Below are 16,696 nucleotides of genomic sequence, written 5' to 3' on the forward strand. Positions count from 1 at the left end.
GCCTCGCCCGACGCCGGCCGTGCCGCTACTTCATCTGCCCAAGCAGCCGCGCCGCGCCCGCTTCGCGTGCGGACAGCTGCAGCAGCGCCTCCCGGCCGCCGGCGGCATAAGCGGCTGCTGCGCGCAGCAGCTCGCGCAACTGAGCGACAGCACCTGGATCGAAGCGGCACCAGGCGCCGCCGCTGAGCCGCGCGATCTCACGGAAGGCCTGTTCGGCTGTGGGATCATGTCCCTCCTGGAACATGAAGATCGGCACCTTGAGGATGCCGAGTTCGCCGGCCTTGTTACAGAGCTCGTCGACGCTTTCTTCCATCGCGTCCCCGACGAAAACCAGAGCCCGCACACCGGACGCGGTGGCGTCGCGGCGGGCTTCACTCAACACCTTGCCGATCTGGGTGTTGCCGCCGCGGCAGTCGATCTTGCCCATCAAGCGCGCGAGCTGGGCGCTGTCGGAAATCCAGCGCGTGGCCCGGCACTCGTCGAAGCCGCGATAATAGATCAGGCGAATATCGAGGCTGCCGAGCGAAGCCGCCTCGCGAAACATGTCGGCTTGCAACGCGCAGGCCATGTCCCAGGTCGGCTGTCGGCTCATGGTGGCGTCGAGCGCGAAGACCAGCCGGCCTCGGGTGCCCGCCGCTGGCGCCATGGAGCGGGCCTTGGCGACGAAGTCGGCAATGGCGGAAGCGCTCGAGCGCGCCTCCTCCGGCACGCTGCCGTGTCGCGTCTCGGCGCTGGTCGAGGTCGCCTCGTCGGGGCGTATCTTGGTGGGGTCGGTCGTCATCCTCGCTCACGAAGCTGCCCCTGGGATGTGGGCAGCCGCGGCAGGACCTGCAATGCGCTCCCGGGCTCGGAAGGCGGCCCGGCGGCAGGCGCGCTCCCTTGTTAGTGGGTCAGCGGCTTGGCGGGCTTTGCCACCGGTGCATAGGGCGCGACCGGGCCGGGATCGGTCAGCGGTGACTTGGTCTTGACCGGCGATACGTCGCTTGCGCTGTCGCTATCCGCCAGGAACTTGTCGAGCATGGCCTGAATCGACACCTTGGCCTCTTCCGGGCCGGTGTCGCGCATGTCGTTATGCTGGAAGTCGGTCTTCACGACCGTGATGCCTTCCTTCTCGCAGACATCGTCGCTCGGAAGCACACCCGGATCGGTCTTGAACTGCGGATCGTTGGAGCGGAAGGACAGGATCTTGAACCTGCCCTGGGTGATGAAGGGCACGCGCAGATTATCGAGCGTCACCACCTTGCGAACTTCATCGGGATACTGCTTGGCGAAATACATCGAGATGTCGCCACCCATCGAATGGCCGACGATGGTCAGATGGCCATAATCGGCGTTGGGCTCGACCTGGCGCATCTCCTCCACGGCGAATTTGATGTTGGCGACGCCACGCTGAATCTGTGGCAGCCGGCCGACATAGATCTCGCCGACCTTGGTCACCATCGGCGGGTCGGTCGGCAGGTCGTGCTGGATGCTGACCACCATGTAGCCGCGCGCGGCGAACACGTTGGCCAGGAAGGAATACTCGGTGAACTTGACGGTATTTCCGTGATTGAGGATCGCGACCGGCAGCTTGATCATCCCGGCGTCGGCCTGCATCTCCTTGTCGCGCCGGACGGCCACATCCACCTCGACCAGGCGATTGTCGCGGGATGCGTCATGGAAACGAAGCGTCTCGTGCCGGATCGCCCATTTGCTCATGGTCACGTAGCCGGCCGCGGCCAGAACACTGACAGACAACAGAACGCTGATTCCACGTTTCATGTTCGTCCTCGGGCTCCTCAGCCCTTAGCGGTTGCAACCGAACTCTGACTGCCCCTTGTGTTTAATATATGTAACGGCCCTGTGACCGGAAGACTAAATGTTGTGTATCGGCCGCCTCATCGTTGTGCGTTGCAGCTAACTGCTGTGCAGCATAACCTGGGGCACGCGCCCGCTCTCTTTGGGCGCTGGATGGCAATGGAAGAATTCAATCCGATGCCTAATTGTCCGTAAAGCGGATCGCGCAATTCGGGTTCCCGGGTCGCGCGGCGACAAATCCGTAGATTTGCGGGACCCCTCGCCGGATCCGGACATTTTTGGCAAGGCGAACTTCAGGCGAGTCGAACCTTAAGCAAGTCGAACCTTAGGCAAGCTGAACCTTAGGCAAGCCGAAGCGATTGCCCCCGACGTCTCAGGCACTGATGATGTCGTGGACATCCAGCGGCTTATCGACCTGGGCAAACCATTCCGCCCGGTTCGCGGCGCGGCGCCGTCCGCGCTCGTCCAGCGGCAGCTTGAGCTGCCGCAACAGGGTCATGACCTCTTCCCGGGCCGTCACGTGGCCGAGATTGGGACGGGTCCCGAGCGTCGCCTCGTCGATATCGTCGAGCGCGGTCAGGCCGCGCGGAAAGAATTCCCGATAGACCACCCGCTCGGCAAAGCCGTCGATCGAACGGAAGCCGAGCCGCGACGACAGCTCCCTCAGCCCTTCCGCCACCAACTGCTTGTTGCGCGACCCGAGCATCGAGAGCCGATTGCGCACCACGATCCAGTCGGTGCTCGCACCGTCGACCTGCCGCCGTTTGCGCCTGACGTCGCGGACCATCTCCGCATAATGGCTCTCGCCGGTCACCGCATAGGTGGCAGGATCGACCGTGCCGAGCACGTCGAAATCCAGGAAGCTGTCATTGATCGGCGTCACCAGCGTATCGGCCATCGAATGCGCGAGCCGCATCAGGTAGCTGTCCGTCCCCGGCGTATCGATCACGATGAAGTCGAAGGCATGTTCGACCGCGGCGACGGCCTCGATGAACTGCTGGAATTCGGCGTTCTCGTTTTCGGCGATCTGCATCGTCTGGCCGAGCTTGATGCAGTAGTGCGTCGGCAATTCGAGCGGCAGACCGGTGCGGCGCGCCCAGGCGCTGCGGTTGTTGATGTAGCGGGTGAAGCTCTGCTGCCGGCAATCGAGATCGATGGTGGCGACGCGCTGGCCGGCCTTCATCAAGGCCACGGCGATGTGCAGAGCGGTCGTGGACTTGCCGGAACCGCCCTTCTCGTTACCGAGCACGATCACATGGGCCGAACCCGATTGCCCCTGGCTCGTCTGCACCAGCATGTCAACGACCCCTCGCGATCATCTTCGAGTCACGCTCGTCTGCGGTCAAGTTAAATGCGCGCGTATTGTAAGCCCGCATCGCAATGCGCGACGCGCCGGCGTCTGACTCACGACCGAGCGGCCTGCGACGCGGATGCGTGCGGCAGCAGCAGCAGACGTGCTAAGTACGCTTGGTGGTCTCGCATCGTCCTTGATAAGGTCGGCCGTCAACCGGTCAAGAACTAACACACGACCTCATCATTTCAGTCTGCAGATCGAGCAAAAATGTCACGAAGTCCCCTGATCGTCCGCAACCTGTCCGCACTGCGTCGTGCGCTCGATGGCTTGCGCGCAAGAAAGGCGTCGCTTGCATTGGTCCCCACCATGGGAGCGCTCCATGACGGGCATGTGTCCCTGGTGCGACTGGCAAAGCGGCGCGCCGACAAGGTGGCCGTCTCCATCTTCGTCAACCCCACTCAGTTCGCACCGACCGAGGATTTCGGATCCTATCCGCGCACCTGGAAGGAGGACGTAGCAAAGCTCGCCGCCGAGAAGGTGGACCTGATCTGGCATCCCGACGCGAAGGCGATGTATCCGGATGGCTTTGCAACCCGCATTGTCCCGGAGGGGGCAGCTCTGGCCGGCCTCGAAGATCGTTACCGCCCGCAGTTCTTCGGCGGGGTCGCAACCGTGGTCGCCAAGCTCTTCACCCAATGCCGGCCCGACATCGCTGTGTTCGGCGAGAAGGATTATCAGCAGCTGCGCGTGGTGACGCAACTCGCACGCGATCTCGATCTCGGCGTCAGGGTGATCGGTTCACGCACCGTGCGCGAGCGCGACGGCCTCGCGATGTCGTCCCGCAACGTCTACCTGTCCGCGGAGGAACGCCGCGCCGCCCCGACGCTCTATAAGGCCATGAAGGAGGTTGCCGGCAGGCTGCGCGCCGGAGGCAGCATCGAAGCCGCAGTTGCGGGCGGGACCGAATTGATCACGAGCGCCGGTTTCGTGCTCGATTACCTCGAGGTTCGCCACGCGGAGACGCTCGCCCCGCTCGCCTCGGCCAAGGACGGACCTTGGCGTATCCTGGTGGCAGCCAAACTCGGGAAGACCCGGCTGATCGACAACATCGGGGCGTAAGTCTACGCAGCCCGGCAGGCTGAGGTGCCACCGACGAATCAGAGCAGCCCGAGATCGCGCAATTCACGCCGCATCGGCTCGGGCATGGCGGCCACGCTGTCGGCGCTCGCCTTGCCGAGATCGGGCGGCGCATCGTCCGGCTTCAGGTAGCGCCAGCCCTGGAACGGACGCATCGGCCGCGGCGAGACGGAGATCACCTTCGGCTGCATCACCAGGCGGCAGCGTCCGATGCCGTCGCGATCGCGGAACGGCTCGACGGCGATGATCCTCTCGCGCGCGGCAATCTCGCCCCGGATCACCCAGTAGAGCGATCCGCCGGCCAGGATCTCCTCGATCCGCTTCGGCGTCATCCGGGTCACATGCACGTGGTGCTCCGGCAGCCCCTTCTTCCTGGCCGCCTGCATGCGCTCGGCGATCCATTCCTTCAGTTCGTTGACCGACTCGCAGCCGACGGCCAGCTTGATCAAATGGAGGGACATGGCCTTACAGAGGGGTTAGCGCTTACTCGTTGCTCGGCGCCGGTTCGGCTGCCTCGGGTGCGGCCTGTGGCGTCGATGCAGGCGGCTTTGGTTTCGGCGCCGCAGGCTTCTTGGCCGGCGCCTGGGCGTGGCTCGCCGCGACCGCAGGCGACGGCGCCCGCGGCGCGGGAGCGGCCGAAGCCGCGCCCCCGGTTGCGGCCGAGCGCGAGGTCGATGCGGTCGGCTCCGGAACCATGATGCTGACCGGCGGCGTCGAGGACGCGCTCGGAAACTCCGCATTGGTGGGCTTGCCCGTCGGCATGGACGGCGCCAGTCCGGCAAAGCTGCCGGTCGCCGCTTGCGATTGCGCGCCGGGGGCCGCTTGAGGGACATTCCACTGCGACGCATAGCGCGTCACCAACCCCTCATAGGTTCGCCCCTCCATATTGCTGACGAGCTGCTGACGGTCGGTCACGGAGCGGAACGCGTAGCAGTCGGAGGGGGTGCAGCGGTCACGCGTGAGCAGCACATAGGCCATCAATCCGTAGCGGTCGCGCTCGATCGCCCGACGCAGCGCGAGCAGTTCGGGGGTCATGATCTTGTTGGCGGCAGTCACGTCGCCGGTTGCGGTCAAGCGGGAGATCATGGCGCCCGCATAGCTCACCGCGGCCGCGGTGGCGTCGGCCGCCCCGAACAGATTCTTCTCGCAGTTCGACAGCACGAGATCGCCCGCGAGATCGTCGACGCAGGCGAGCGCGGGAAGCATGGTGCCCGCCGGCATGGCCACGTTCTCGCTGGCTTCGCTATGGCCGCCCTCATCCAGGCTTCGCATCGTGGACGCAACCGCGATCCCGACGGCCAACAGGGTGATGACCGTGAGCGCTCCATTGGCAACCGACTTCTCGGCGCGCAACAGCGTGACCAGGACGACCAGGCCGAAAAAGGCCGCGGCCGCCAAGGTGAGCCACATCGGGAAGGCCGGAGAGCTCCAGAATTGGTCGGGCAAGGTCAAGTTCATGCGCAACGGTCCCTTTGGCGAGCCGGCGATCGATTGCGATAGTCGCGCCCGGAGCGCGGGGCCGCGATAGGCGATCAGCAATGGCCAAATGCAACACAGACCTCAGGCGGCCCAGCCACCCGACCATAGGCCGATTCCGACCGCTGTGCGCGCGGAGAGTGGTTCAAGGCGACCCGCTATCCCCACCCCATCCGCAAGCGGATGGAACGTCCCGTCGTTACCCCCTCTGCCCCTCCTCTGCGCGGCGTCCAGCGAGCACAGCAGCGCAGCGGCGGTTGTTCCCCTCCTTGTTCCATCGGGCCGCAGCCACGCGGCAACGGGGTCAAATAAATCGCACTGGCCGAAGCTGCTCGCCGCCTCAGTCCAGAGTGCGCGCTAAGACTGCGCCAGCTGGCTTTCCTTGGCAACGCGCTCGAACGCCTCCGTCGAGCTCTTGATGCGGTATTGGTAGTCGTCGCCCTCGGTCGGGAGCTGGCGGATGATCTCATAGGTACCATTGGCGGCCGGGCGCGAGACGCTGCTTGCGGTAAAGGTGACGGTCGCCCCGACGGGGAATTTGTGTTTCAACGCCTTCTCCTGCTTGAACGCCGGGCCGCCAACGGTCCCCCGCGGCGGAGCCATCCGGCTCTCTTATATTAATGGCGTCTATAGCACGCAGGCCCGCTCCCTGGCCAGCGAAGCGCGCATGGCGAATACGTCAATTTTGCAAACCTTTTCAGCATGATGCCCGCCGGGAGCGGCAGCGCGCCCCGCATTCCGGCGATCCGGCCGATCAGGCGGTATGGGGAAGCCTCCCGTCCGGACTCGCGTGGTCGACGGCCAGCGGCAATTGCTCGGCAAGCACCTTGGAGAGCTGGTCGACGGGAATGTTGTAGCGGGCCGCGAGCTGCTTCACCACGTCGCTGCCGAGCACCTGCTGCAGCTGCTCGGCCGAGATTGGCAGGTTCTGGCCGTTGCCGAGCCAGGATTTGACCTGGGCGCCGTAACCGGCCTGCTCCAGCTTGGCGACGATCGCGCTCAAACCGCCCTGCCCGCCTTGGCCGAAGACCTCGTTCAGGACGACGGGAAGCACGGCGGCCTCCAATTGCCCCAGAGCGCCCCGAAAGGCCGGCGAGTTCTTGAGTTCGTCGAGGAATCCCATCGCTACCGCTCCGTCCGCTACATCCACTTCAGCAAGCATACCAGGACGCACAGGGCAGGCCCAAGCTCCCCGCGGTCATCTTGCTGTGCGCTCAGATCTGCTCGATCCGGTCGATGACCAGCGTTTCCGCAAGCCCGTCCCGGGTCCATTCCGCGCAGGCGGGCATCGCCTGCATGGTATCCATATACGCCTGCGCCTGCGGCGTGACGTCGATGGCAAAGGTGCGGAAGCGGTGGACGACCGGGGCGAACATGGCGTCAGCCGCGCTGAATGCGCCGAACAGGAACGGTCCGCGCGTCCCATAGCGAAGGCGGCACTCCTGCCAGATCTGCTCGATGCGCGCGATATTGGCCCTCACCTCCTCCGACAAGGCGATTGCCCGCACCGGCCGGTGCAAGTTCATCGGACACGCGCTCCTCAGCGGCACGAAACCGGAATGCATCTCGGCCGAAATCGCGCGCGCATAGGCGCGCTCGGCGAGGTCCTTCGGCCACAGCTCGGCGTCGGGAAAACGCTCCGCGAGATATTCGATGATCGCAAGCGAATCCCACACGGTGATGTCGCCGTCGATCAGGATCGGCACTTTTCCCGCCGGCGAGAAGCTCAACAGCCGATCCTTGTCAGCCTTGTCGTCGGTATAGAGCGGCACGAAGATTTCTTCGAAGGCGATGTTGCAGCCGCGCATCGCCAGCCACGGCCGCATCGACCAGGATGAATAATTCTTGTTGCCGATTACGAGCTTCAACGTCATGTCCGAACCTGTCTCCATTGCGACGTCGTCTTGCGATGCCGAGCCGCGCGGCGTCTGCCTTGGTCCCGCGCAGCCAAGCCACGGCTGAAGCAAGCTTCGGATTCAGGACACTCGCGGTTGGCAAGGAATACAGGATGAGCACGTATACCGTCGATATCGCTGCGGTCTCTTTTTTCGTGTTGGAATGGGTGGTCTATGCCATCACCCTGGAGCACACGGCCTATGGGCGGAACAGCCTCTCGGCCCGGATGAATGCGTACCGCGAGGTCTGGATCCGGCGCCTGCTCGAGCGCGACGCGCGCATGGTCGACATGCAGATCATGTCGTCCCTGCAGAACGGCACCGCCTTCTTCGCCTCCTCGAGCCTGATCGCGATCGGCGGCGGGCTTGCGCTGTTGCGCTCGACCAGCGATGCGCTCGCCGTGTTCAAGACCTTCCCGGTCGACCTCAGCCCGCACCCGGCCCTGTGGGAGGTGAAGTGCGTCGGACTGGTCCTGATCTTCATCTATACCTTCTTCAAGTTCGCCTGGGCCTATCGGCTGTTCAACTATGTCGCGATCCTGATCGGCGGCATGCCGCTGGCGCCGCAGCGCGGCACGCCGGAGGCCGAAGCCCATGTGATCCGAACCACGCGCCTGTTCGAGGCCGGCGGCCGCCATTTCAATCGCGGCCAGCGCGCCTTCTTTTTCGCGCTCGGCTATCTCGGGTGGTTCGTGAGCCCCTGGGCGCTATTCGTCACGACGGCGGCCGTCGTCATCGTGACCTGGCGCCGGCAATTCGCCTCCAGCGCCTGGGAGGCCATGGGCCATTGAGTGGGAGCAGCGTCCCTCAGTCCACGAAATCCTGGGGCGTGAACGACAGTTCGAGGACCTTCCATTCGCGATAGCGGTCCGGCGGCAACATCCCGTAAGGCTGGCAGGCCGTGAGCGCCTGCACGGCGCTCTGCTTCAGATCCAACGCCTTGACCGAGGCGGTGCCCGCGATCAGCACGGGCTCCGCCGCGAGCCGACCGTCCGGCATCATGGCCACGCGAAGCTTGACCATGATGTTGTCGGAACGGGACACGGAAGCCGGCAATTTCGAACAGCTTTTCAGATGCTGCCGGAACGGCGCCACGAGATTGGCAGAGAGATTGGTGTTCGCCGAAGGTCCGGCATCCTTGCCGTCCTCCGAACCGTCCCCTGACGCGGATAAAGGCGGCAAGGGCGGCGGTAGCCCCAGCATCACGCCATATTTGACCGTCAGGTCCGGTTGCGCGGGGACGTAGCTCGGTGCTGCCGGTGACGGGGCCGGAGCTTGCGGCTGCGCGGACGGCTTCGTTTCTGGCTGCGGCTCGGGCGGCTGTGGCACTTTGGCTTCGCGCGTTGGCGCCGGGGTCGGCTGTTGTGCGGGTGCCGGAGCGGGTGCGGCCGCCGCGGGCGCCGGCGAGACGTCCGGCTTGGGCAAGGCGAGGTCAGGCGTCGGTGAAGGGCTCGGCGCGGGTTCAGGCGCCTTCGCAGGCTCATCCGGATCGACGATGTCGACCGCCACGACCTCCGGTGCAGGAGGCTCGAAGCGCCGCACGCCGGTCGACAGGAAAATCAGGGCCGCGATGACGATATGCGCAAGCACCGACGCCGCGATGCCCCAACGGATAAACTGCCACCGTTCCATGCTGCTTCTTCGCGCGTCCGCGCGGTCATCGCCGAGGCCCTGGCGCCGCCACGCGGCGCGCTGGCCATCGCGTGTGCCATCTCAGCCCGAGCATAGCAAGCCGCGGTCGGGCCTCAATCCCATTTCGGCGCGAAGGCGAAGTTGGTGAGCCGTCCTTCAGGACTAGCGAGCGCGAAGATCTCGTCCATCTCTGCATCCGACAAGGCGAAATCGAAGATGGCGATGTTCTCCGACAGCCGCTCGATGCGCGAGGTGCGGGGAATCGGGACCACATTCTGCTGCACCAGCCAGCGCAGGCAGACCTGCGCCGGCGTCTTGCCGTGCGCGCGTCCGATTCGGATCAGCGTCGCATCGGACTTGATCTTGCCCCTGGCCACCGGACTGTAGGCGACCACGGCGAGGCCGTGGCGGGCGCAGGCCTCGCGCACCTTGGTCTGGTCCAGATAGGGATGATATTCGACCTGGTTGCACACCAGGGGTTCGGAACTGGCCGCGACCGCCTCCTCGACCAGGGCCACCGTGAAATTCGACACGCCGATGTGGCGGGTCAGCCCGAGCGCCTTTGCATGCGCCAGCGCGCCCAGGGTCTCCGCCAGCGGTACCTGCGGATTCGGCCAGTGCAGCAGCAACAGGTCGACCTCGGAGACGCGCAGCCGCGCCAGGCTCTCCTTCGCCGAGCGTTCGAGGTCATGGGGCGCGAAGTGGGTGGTCCAGACCTTTGTGGTCAGGAAGACGGCATCGCGGCGGATGCCCGAGGCACGCAGCCCCTCCCCGACCTCGCGCTCGTTCTCATAGACCTGGGCGGTATCGATATGGCGATAGCCGAGCTTCAAGGCCTGCTCGACGATGCGGGCGCAGCTCCGCCCGCGCAATTCCCAGGTTCCCAGTCCGATCGCCGGGATGCTGGCGCCGTTGGCCTCGATCGCTTGCATGGCCGCGCCCTCCGATGGGAGGCATTATGTCCGCATCTGCAGATGGTGCCATGCGAGACTAGGTTTGAGCTTAAGTCTTGGCTAAGGCAGCGAACACCGTATCCGGCGCGTGCGCGATCACTGTCAGAAGTGCGCGGGCCGGCCCCCGCGGCATGCGCTTGCCCTGCTCCCAGTTCCGGATCGTCTCGACGGGGACCCCGAGCTTGGCGGCGAATTCCTGCTGAGTGAGATGGGCGCGGCGCCTGAGGTCGCGAACCTCGGCAGGCGCGGTGGGTGCCGCAGCCGGCGCCAGTGGAAATTCCTGGCCGTCGCGCAGCTCCACGATCCGTCCATCTGCCTTCAAGCGCAAACGTTGCATGATCCGACTCCGTCTCGGTGCGCCACTCTCGCGCAGCCGCGTTAAGGTCGGATTAACGATAAAAGCCCTTCAAATCTCTCAGCTATTCGATCCGGTCACTTAAGCCCGAACCACAATGTCGCAATGCCGAGAAAGGCGAAGAAGCCGACCACGTCGGTCACGGTGGTGACGAAAGTACCGGACGCGACGGCCGGATCCGCCTTCACCCGATCGAGCACCATCGGGATCAGGATGCCGCCGAGCGCGCCGGCCACCAGGTTCGAGATGATCGCGAGCCCGATCACGATGCCAAGCCCGGGGATCTTGAACCAGGCGACCGCAGCGACGCCTGTGATCAGGGCGAAGGCAACGCCGTTGACGAGGCCGACCAGTCCCTCGCGCAAGACGACGCGAAAGGCGTTGTTGGAGCCGAGCTCGCGCGTGGCCAAGGCGCGCACTGCAACCGTCATAGTTTGCGTCGCGGCATTGCCGCCCTGGCTCGCGACGATCGGCGCAAGCACCGCAAGCGCGACCATCTTCTCGAGCTGGCCCTCGAACAGTCCGAGCACCGAGGATGCCAGGAATGCGGTGGCAAGATTGATCAGGAGCCAGTTGAAGCGGCCCTTGGCGATGGTCCAGACGCTGTCAGAGAGCTCCTCATCGCTGGAGACGCCGCCCAGCGCCTTGAAGTCCTCGTCCGCCTCCTCCTCGATCACGTCGACGACGTCGTCGATGGTGATGACGCCGACCAGCCGGTTGTCGGCATCGACCACCGGCGCCGCGACCAGATTGTATTTGCCGAACAGGCGCGCCACTTCGGCGAGATCATCGGTGACCGAGACCCGGCGGCGGTCTTCATCGATCAGCTCAGCGAGCGGCACCGGGCGCCGCGCCCGCAACAGCGCATCCAGCGCGACCGCCCCCTGCAGATGTTGCACGCCGTCGACCGCATAGATCTCGTAGAACCGGTCCGGCAGGTTCGGCGTCTCGCGCATGTAGTCGATCGCCTGGCCCACGGTCGAATCCAGCGGCACGGCGATGAATTTACTCTGCATGCGCCGGCCGGCCGAGCCCTCCGGATAGTCCAGGCTGCGCTCGAGCACGTCGCGCTCGGACGGAGGCAGCCGGTCGAGGATTTCCTCCTGATCCTTCTCGTCGAGCCCCTCGAGCAGTTCGACGGCATCGTCGGATTCCAGCTCGCGGACGCCTTCTGCGACGGTCTCCGGCTGCAGTTCCTCGAGGATTTCCTCGCGGACGGCATCGTCGACCTCGTTCAGTGCGGAAAAATCGAAATCGGTGCCGGTCAGCTCGACCAGCCGAACCCGATCCTCCGGCGCCAGCGCCGCGATGAGGTCGCCGAGATCCGCTTCATGCAGTTCCGCAATCTCCGCACGCAGGAACGCCTCGTCCTCCGACGCAATGGCTGCGGTGATGGATTCGATGAACTCGGGCCGGATCTCGCCGTTGTCCATCCGCATGGGAGCGCGGTCGAGAACCGCTGCATCATGGGCCACGTCCAATTGTTCATCCATGGCGGGCCTCGCGGGTTTGACAGATCACGCAAACTGGTCTGAAACGTGCTTTGACGCATTACCTAATGGGCCACACGCGACGCAATCAGAAACATGCTGCCGAGGCGCCAGATGAAGAGCCAGATCGGAATTTGGGTGAACGCAGCGGCCATTCTGCTTGGGCTCGGACTTTGGCTTGGGCTGCCCCACAGCGTGGCCGCAGCGGCAACGGCGTCCGCGACCGGCGCGTCGGCCCAATGTCCGCGCGCGGGCACGCTCGGCACGTCACGTGTGCTCACCGTCGATCCCAAGATTTACCCGCGCGTCGGCTTGAAGAGCTTCCCGCAGACATTGCCGCTCCATGATCACGAGGTCGTGCTCACCTTTGACGACGGCCCCTCGCCGCCGAGGACCAACAAGGTACTGGCCGAGTTGGCCAAGGAGTGCGTGCGCGCGACCTTCTTCCTGGTCGGCGAGCCGGCTTCGGGACGAGCCTCGGTGGTGCAAAAGATCGCCGCCGAAGGGCACACGATCGGGCATCACACCTACACCCACGCCAATCTTGCGCACCTGACACCGGCACAGGCCATCCAGGAGATCGACCGCGGCATTGCCGCCGATGAGAAGGCGCTGCACGGGGTGTCGACAACCACGCCATCGACGCCCTTTTTCCGTTTTCCCTATTTCGAATCGACCCCGGCGACGCTGCAGCTGCTGCAGTCTCGCGGCATCGCCGTGTTCGGCGCGGATCTGTGGGCCGGGGACTGGAACCCGATATCGCCCGAGCAGGAACTCAAGATTCTGACCAGCCGGCTCGAACAGGATCGCAAGGGCATCATCCTGTTGCACGACCCGCAGCCGCGCACGGATGCGATGCTGCCCGCCTTCCTCCGCTATCTCAAGCAGCACGGCTACAAGGTGGTCCACATCGTGCCGCCAGCGACGAAGCAATCGGACGAGGCTGCGCAGCCGGATATCCACGCCGCTCGCGATTAATGCGTCGTTCATGCGGCGATGGCTAGTCTTTCGCGCGCGCTGCGCCACCTGTAAAGCTGCGCCGCCTGCAAATGCGCCACAACGGAAATGCAAATGCGCCCGTGGCGCCGATCGCAGGTCGCAGCTATGGCTGATCCCTGCTAGAATTTGCGCCGCTTGAGGTTGCGGCGCTGGAATGAGGATGCAAGCTGCGTGATGAGTGACAATCGTTCGGTTTGCCTCGGCAAGCGGCGTTGGAGCGCCGTCCTGGTGTGTGCGCTGCTCGGCACCAGCGCGGCAGCGGCCGCGGAGTGCCCGGGTCATCCGGATGCGCTCGGCACATCGCGCGTGCTGGTCGTCGATCCGCTTGCGCATCCGCGCATCGGCGCCATGCAGTATCGCGAGACGTTGCCGCTGCACGATCACGAGGTGGTGCTGACGTTCGACGACGGTCCGCTGCCGAAATACAGCAACCAGGTGCTGCAGGTTCTCGCCGATCAATGCGTGAAGGCGACTTTCTTCACGATCGGCCGCCAGGCCAAGGCCAGCCCGGAGGGCGTGCGCAAGCTCGCCGCCGCGGGCCACACCATCGGCACGCACAGCCAGAACCATCCGCTCTCGTTCAACAAGATGACGGTCGAGCAGTCGAAGCCCGAGGTCGATCAGGGCATCGCCTCGGTGTCGGCCGCGCTGACCGATCCCTCGGCCCTGACGCCGTTCTTCCGCGTGCCCGGCCTCTCGCGTGGCGAGGGCGTAGAGACGTATGCCGCTTCGCTCGGGCTGCAGGTCTGGAGCGCCGATTTTGTCGCCGACGACTGGCGCAATATCTCCGCCAATCGCGTCTATGAGCTCGCGATGAAGCGGCTGGAAGCGCGCGGCAAGGGCATCTTGCTGCTGCACGACATTCACGCCCGCACGGTCGCCGCGTTGCCGAAGATCCTGAACGAATTGAAGGCGCGCGGCTATCGCATCGTCCAGGTCGTGCCGGCGACGCCCGACCGGCCGGCAACGCCGACCGAGCCGCAGGAATGGCTGGTGCACCCGCACGCCGGCGAGGTTCCGGTGGCGCAATGGCCGGCGCTCCCGAGCTTCAACTTCGCCGGCTCGGTCACCCACTCGCGCGCGACGGCTGCGGATCTCGACTTGCTGTCTGCCGGACCATCCGACGATTCGTCGCTCCGGCGCGAGGCGTCCTGGCCGCAAGCGGACAACCCGTCCTCACCGGGCAAGCTCGCGACCGTGCTGCCGGTGCCCGCCGCGAACCTGTTCGCGATACCCGCGCCGATGCCGGTCGCGCCGCCTCGACGCCATCTCGCCAGCATGGCGCTTGTGCCGCCGAATCCAGCAGCCAAATCCGCAGCAAAGACCCCGGCAAAAACTTCAGCCAAGTCTGCAGCGAAGGCTTCAACAAAGTCCGCAGGCAAGCCGGCTTCGCGCGCGGTTCGTTTGGCGAGCTTGCGGAAGCGCTGACCACTACGACTTGCGCGATTGCCGCCGGCAATAACGGCCGATCAATCCGTCACGATCTTGGCAACGCACAGGATGACGACAGCGGCGAGGAAGAACAGGTCGATATAGGATTTGATCTCGCCATCGCGGCGCAAGACGCTCACGTCGGCGACCACCTGCTTGCGCGCGCCCGAGCCGCTCGGCCCCTCCCCGATCATGCCGATCAGCCGGCGCATCTCGACTTCCAACCGTTCGACCCGCGTGTAGAAATGAAACGAGCGCAGCACGATCACGCTGCGCATGCCCGCATAGAGCAGGATCAACATCGCGAGCACGGCACGGTCGTGGTACTTCTCGATGAAGTTCAGGCTCAGATAGACCATCGCCAGGAACGCGAAGTTGGAGATGGCGCGATAAATGATGGCGAGCAATCGCATCGTTCTCGTCCTGGCGCTGGTGCTTGAAGTGGCGAAGCTGCCTCGTTCTATACACGATCAGGTGAACAAATCTGCGGTAAACTCGTTCGGATCGAAGACAAACGCGCGCGGCCTGCGCTCGCGGCTTGCAAAACGACAAAGCCGCAGCCTTCAGGACTGCGGCTTTGGTGCATTGAGCACGTCAGGATCGCGCGACGCGTAGCTTCGTTGGCAGGCTTACGCCGCGAAACGCTCGGGCGCGCAGGCTGCCACATCGACGCCCGGCGACTCACCGCTCATCATCTCGGCGAGGATGCGCCCGGTCGCCGGGCCCAAGGTGAAGCCCTGGTGACCGTGGCCGAAATGCAGCCACAGGCCCTTGTGCCGGGCGGCCGGCCCGACCACCGGCAACATGTCCGGCATGCACGGCCTTGTGCCGAGCCACGGCTCCGGTTCGACCGGCTTGCCGAGATCCATCAGTTGCCGCGCAGCGCGCTCCGCCTTGGCCAGCTGCACCGGCGTCGGCTTGGCGTCCGGGCCCGACAGCTCGGCACCGGTGGTGATGCGCACACCCTTGACCATCGGGTTCATCAGATAGCCGAAGGCCGCATCGCGCAGCGGCAGATCGAGCGGCGCGCCGCCGGCGTAGTGCCGGTGATAGCCGCGCTTGCGCACCATCGGAATGTCGTAGCCGAAGCGCTTCAGGAATTCGGGCGACCATGGCCCGAGCGCCACCACCGCAGCTTCGGCATCGATCTGCCCCTCGCTGGTCCGCACCGACCAGCCGCTACCGGTCTGTGCCAGGCTCGTCGCATCGCCGTGAATGAATTTGCCGCCGCGGCGGATGAACAGATCGGCATAGGATGCGACCAGCCCGCCCGGATCTGACACGGTCCACGGCTCCAGCCACTGCAGCCCGCCAAGCCCGCTGTCGGTGAGCCCCGGCTCGGCCTGCGCGAGCTCGCGCGCGCTGAGCACCCTGAACTTGACGCCGAAGGCGTCGTGCACCGCTTCGGCCTCTTTGACCTCCTTGTCGAACTGCGCCTGCTGGCGATGGATCACCCGGAAGCCGTCCCGACGCACCAGATTGCCGGCACCCGCTGCCGCAATCAGCGGCTCATGCTCGGGCGCGGCGCGCCCGATCAGCCGCGCGTAGGTCTGCGCGATCTGCTCGTGCCGCTTCGGAAACGAGTTCCACCAATACTGCAGCAACGGACGCATATGATACGGCAGCGCCAGCAGCTCGTAATGCACGTCATTGGTGCTACCGGTCGCAATGTCGAACAGGCCGCTGATGTCGTGCGGCATCGCGTAGGGGCGCACGGCCTCGCTCTGGATGATGCCGGCATTGCCATAGCTGGTCTCGCGGCCGGGCTCCTTGCGGTCGACGAGCGCGACCGACCAGCCGCGGCTTTGCAGATGCAAAGCCGTTCCGACACCCACCATGCCGCCGCCGAGAACGATCGCGTTTTTCATGGTCGAAACTCCCGCTTATTTCCGTTCGGCCGCGATGATCGTGATCTCGATCTTGGCATCCAGCATCAGCTTGGCTTCCACCGTGGTGCGCACCGGCAGCGGATCCTGGAAATGCTTGCGATAGGCCGCATTGAACGCCGCAAAATCCGAGCGGTCGGCCAGGTAGACGGTGCAGGACACCACGTCCTGCAGCGACAGCCCCTCGTCCGCGAGCGTCTCGCCGATCAGTTGCAGCGTGAGGTCGGTCTGCGCGGTGATCCCTTCGGGAATCGTGCCGTCGTCCGCGCGCGGCACTTCGCCTGACAGGAACACGAGGCCCGCGGCGCGGCGCACCAGCGAGAACGGATATGAGGGCGGAACGGACATCTT

At 65.2% G+C, this 16,696-nt stretch carries 19 protein-coding genes; 4 read left to right on the top strand and 15 right to left on the bottom strand.

Features of this window, described 5'->3' with window-relative positions; translation table 11 throughout:
* Positions 1 to 25: 25 nt before the first annotated feature.
* The 3 genes from QX034_RS33590 to QX034_RS33600 form a co-directional block, all read right to left on the bottom strand.
* Positions 26 to 781: a VWA domain-containing protein gene (locus QX034_RS33590; protein ID WP_315703267.1), complete on the bottom strand. Its 756-nt coding sequence runs from the start codon at positions 779 to 781 to the stop codon at positions 26 to 28.
* Positions 782 to 882: 101 nt separating this feature from the next.
* Entirely contained in the window at positions 883 to 1,761 is an 879-nt protein-coding gene (locus QX034_RS33595) for an alpha/beta fold hydrolase (RefSeq protein WP_315703266.1), read from the bottom strand.
* A gap of 409 nt (positions 1,762 to 2,170) precedes the next feature.
* Positions 2,171 to 3,094, bottom strand: a complete 924-nt coding sequence (locus tag QX034_RS33600) for a division plane positioning ATPase MipZ (RefSeq protein WP_315703265.1) — start codon at positions 3,092 to 3,094, stop codon at positions 2,171 to 2,173.
* A 264-nt stretch (positions 3,095 to 3,358) separates the two neighbouring features.
* Here QX034_RS33600 and panC point away from each other — a divergent pair, with 264 nt between their 5' ends.
* A complete protein-coding gene (gene panC, locus QX034_RS33605; RefSeq protein WP_315703264.1) occupies positions 3,359 to 4,210 on the top strand; it encodes a pantoate--beta-alanine ligase in 852 nt (283 codons plus the stop codon).
* A 38-nt stretch (positions 4,211 to 4,248) separates the two neighbouring features.
* Here panC and QX034_RS33610 read toward each other — a convergent pair whose 3' ends face one another.
* The 5 genes from QX034_RS33610 to QX034_RS33630 all read right to left on the bottom strand — a co-directional run bounded on the left by QX034_RS33610 (position 4,249) and on the right by QX034_RS33630 (position 7,578).
* The gene (locus tag QX034_RS33610) at positions 4,249 to 4,689 is read right to left on the bottom strand and encodes a DUF1489 domain-containing protein (RefSeq protein WP_315703263.1); all 441 of its coding nucleotides are present in this window, start codon (positions 4,687 to 4,689) and stop codon (positions 4,249 to 4,251) included.
* A gap of 22 nt (positions 4,690 to 4,711) precedes the next feature.
* A complete protein-coding gene (locus QX034_RS33615) occupies positions 4,712 to 5,686 on the bottom strand; it encodes a hypothetical protein (protein WP_315703262.1) in 975 nt (324 codons plus the stop codon).
* Between the two features lie 375 nt (positions 5,687 to 6,061).
* On the bottom strand, positions 6,062 to 6,253 hold the full coding sequence (locus QX034_RS33620; RefSeq protein WP_315704252.1) for a hypothetical protein: 192 nt from the start codon (positions 6,251 to 6,253) through the stop codon (positions 6,062 to 6,064).
* A 205-nt stretch (positions 6,254 to 6,458) separates the two neighbouring features.
* Complete coding sequence (locus QX034_RS33625; RefSeq protein ID WP_315703261.1) at positions 6,459 to 6,827, bottom strand: YidB family protein; 369 nt, start codon at positions 6,825 to 6,827, stop codon at positions 6,459 to 6,461.
* A gap of 91 nt (positions 6,828 to 6,918) precedes the next feature.
* Positions 6,919 to 7,578 carry a glutathione S-transferase family protein gene (locus QX034_RS33630; protein WP_315703260.1) on the bottom strand — a complete coding sequence of 220 codons (660 nt, stop codon included), beginning with the start codon at positions 7,576 to 7,578 and terminating at the stop codon, positions 6,919 to 6,921.
* A gap of 134 nt (positions 7,579 to 7,712) precedes the next feature.
* Between QX034_RS33630 and QX034_RS33635 the strand changes: the two genes are divergently transcribed.
* Positions 7,713 to 8,390, top strand: a complete 678-nt coding sequence (locus QX034_RS33635) for a DUF599 domain-containing protein (RefSeq protein ID WP_315703259.1) — start codon at positions 7,713 to 7,715, stop codon at positions 8,388 to 8,390.
* A 16-nt stretch (positions 8,391 to 8,406) separates the two neighbouring features.
* On the opposite strand, the gene QX034_RS33640 is transcribed toward QX034_RS33635, so the two are convergent.
* The 4 genes from QX034_RS33640 to mgtE all read right to left on the bottom strand — a co-directional run bounded on the left by QX034_RS33640 (position 8,407) and on the right by mgtE (position 12,032).
* The gene (locus tag QX034_RS33640; protein WP_315703258.1) at positions 8,407 to 9,231 is read right to left on the bottom strand and encodes a hypothetical protein; all 825 of its coding nucleotides are present in this window, start codon (positions 9,229 to 9,231) and stop codon (positions 8,407 to 8,409) included.
* A gap of 113 nt (positions 9,232 to 9,344) precedes the next feature.
* Positions 9,345 to 10,163, bottom strand: a complete 819-nt coding sequence (locus QX034_RS33645; protein ID WP_315703257.1) for an aldo/keto reductase — start codon at positions 10,161 to 10,163, stop codon at positions 9,345 to 9,347.
* A gap of 70 nt (positions 10,164 to 10,233) precedes the next feature.
* Positions 10,234 to 10,521: a helix-turn-helix domain-containing protein gene (locus QX034_RS33650; RefSeq protein ID WP_315703256.1), complete on the bottom strand. Its 288-nt coding sequence runs from the start codon at positions 10,519 to 10,521 to the stop codon at positions 10,234 to 10,236.
* A gap of 95 nt (positions 10,522 to 10,616) precedes the next feature.
* Positions 10,617 to 12,032, bottom strand: coding sequence for a magnesium transporter (gene mgtE, locus QX034_RS33655; protein WP_315703255.1), 1,416 nt, complete (start codon positions 12,030 to 12,032; stop codon positions 10,617 to 10,619).
* Between the two features lie 111 nt (positions 12,033 to 12,143).
* Between mgtE and QX034_RS33660 the strand changes: the two genes are divergently transcribed.
* Positions 12,144 to 13,007, top strand: coding sequence for a polysaccharide deacetylase family protein (locus tag QX034_RS33660; protein ID WP_315703254.1), 864 nt, complete (start codon positions 12,144 to 12,146; stop codon positions 13,005 to 13,007).
* A 195-nt stretch (positions 13,008 to 13,202) separates the two neighbouring features.
* On the top strand, positions 13,203 to 14,456 hold the full coding sequence (locus QX034_RS33665) for a polysaccharide deacetylase family protein (RefSeq protein ID WP_315703253.1): 1,254 nt from the start codon (positions 13,203 to 13,205) through the stop codon (positions 14,454 to 14,456).
* A gap of 41 nt (positions 14,457 to 14,497) precedes the next feature.
* On the opposite strand, the gene QX034_RS33670 is transcribed toward QX034_RS33665, so the two are convergent.
* The 3 genes from QX034_RS33670 to QX034_RS33680 all read right to left on the bottom strand — a co-directional run bounded on the left by QX034_RS33670 (position 14,498) and on the right by QX034_RS33680 (position 16,693).
* Positions 14,498 to 14,872 (bottom strand): hypothetical protein, encoded by a 375-nt coding sequence (locus QX034_RS33670; protein WP_315703252.1) that lies wholly within the window; start codon positions 14,870 to 14,872, stop codon positions 14,498 to 14,500.
* A gap of 216 nt (positions 14,873 to 15,088) precedes the next feature.
* On the bottom strand, positions 15,089 to 16,327 hold the full coding sequence (locus tag QX034_RS33675; protein WP_315703251.1) for an FAD-dependent oxidoreductase: 1,239 nt from the start codon (positions 16,325 to 16,327) through the stop codon (positions 15,089 to 15,091).
* A 15-nt stretch (positions 16,328 to 16,342) separates the two neighbouring features.
* A complete protein-coding gene (locus QX034_RS33680) occupies positions 16,343 to 16,693 on the bottom strand; it encodes a RidA family protein (protein ID WP_315703250.1) in 351 nt (116 codons plus the stop codon).
* Positions 16,694 to 16,696 lie beyond the last annotated feature (3 nt).

This window comes from Bradyrhizobium sp. SZCCHNR3119 (assembly GCF_032487775.1).
Lineage (GTDB): Bacteria > Pseudomonadota > Alphaproteobacteria > Rhizobiales > Xanthobacteraceae > Bradyrhizobium.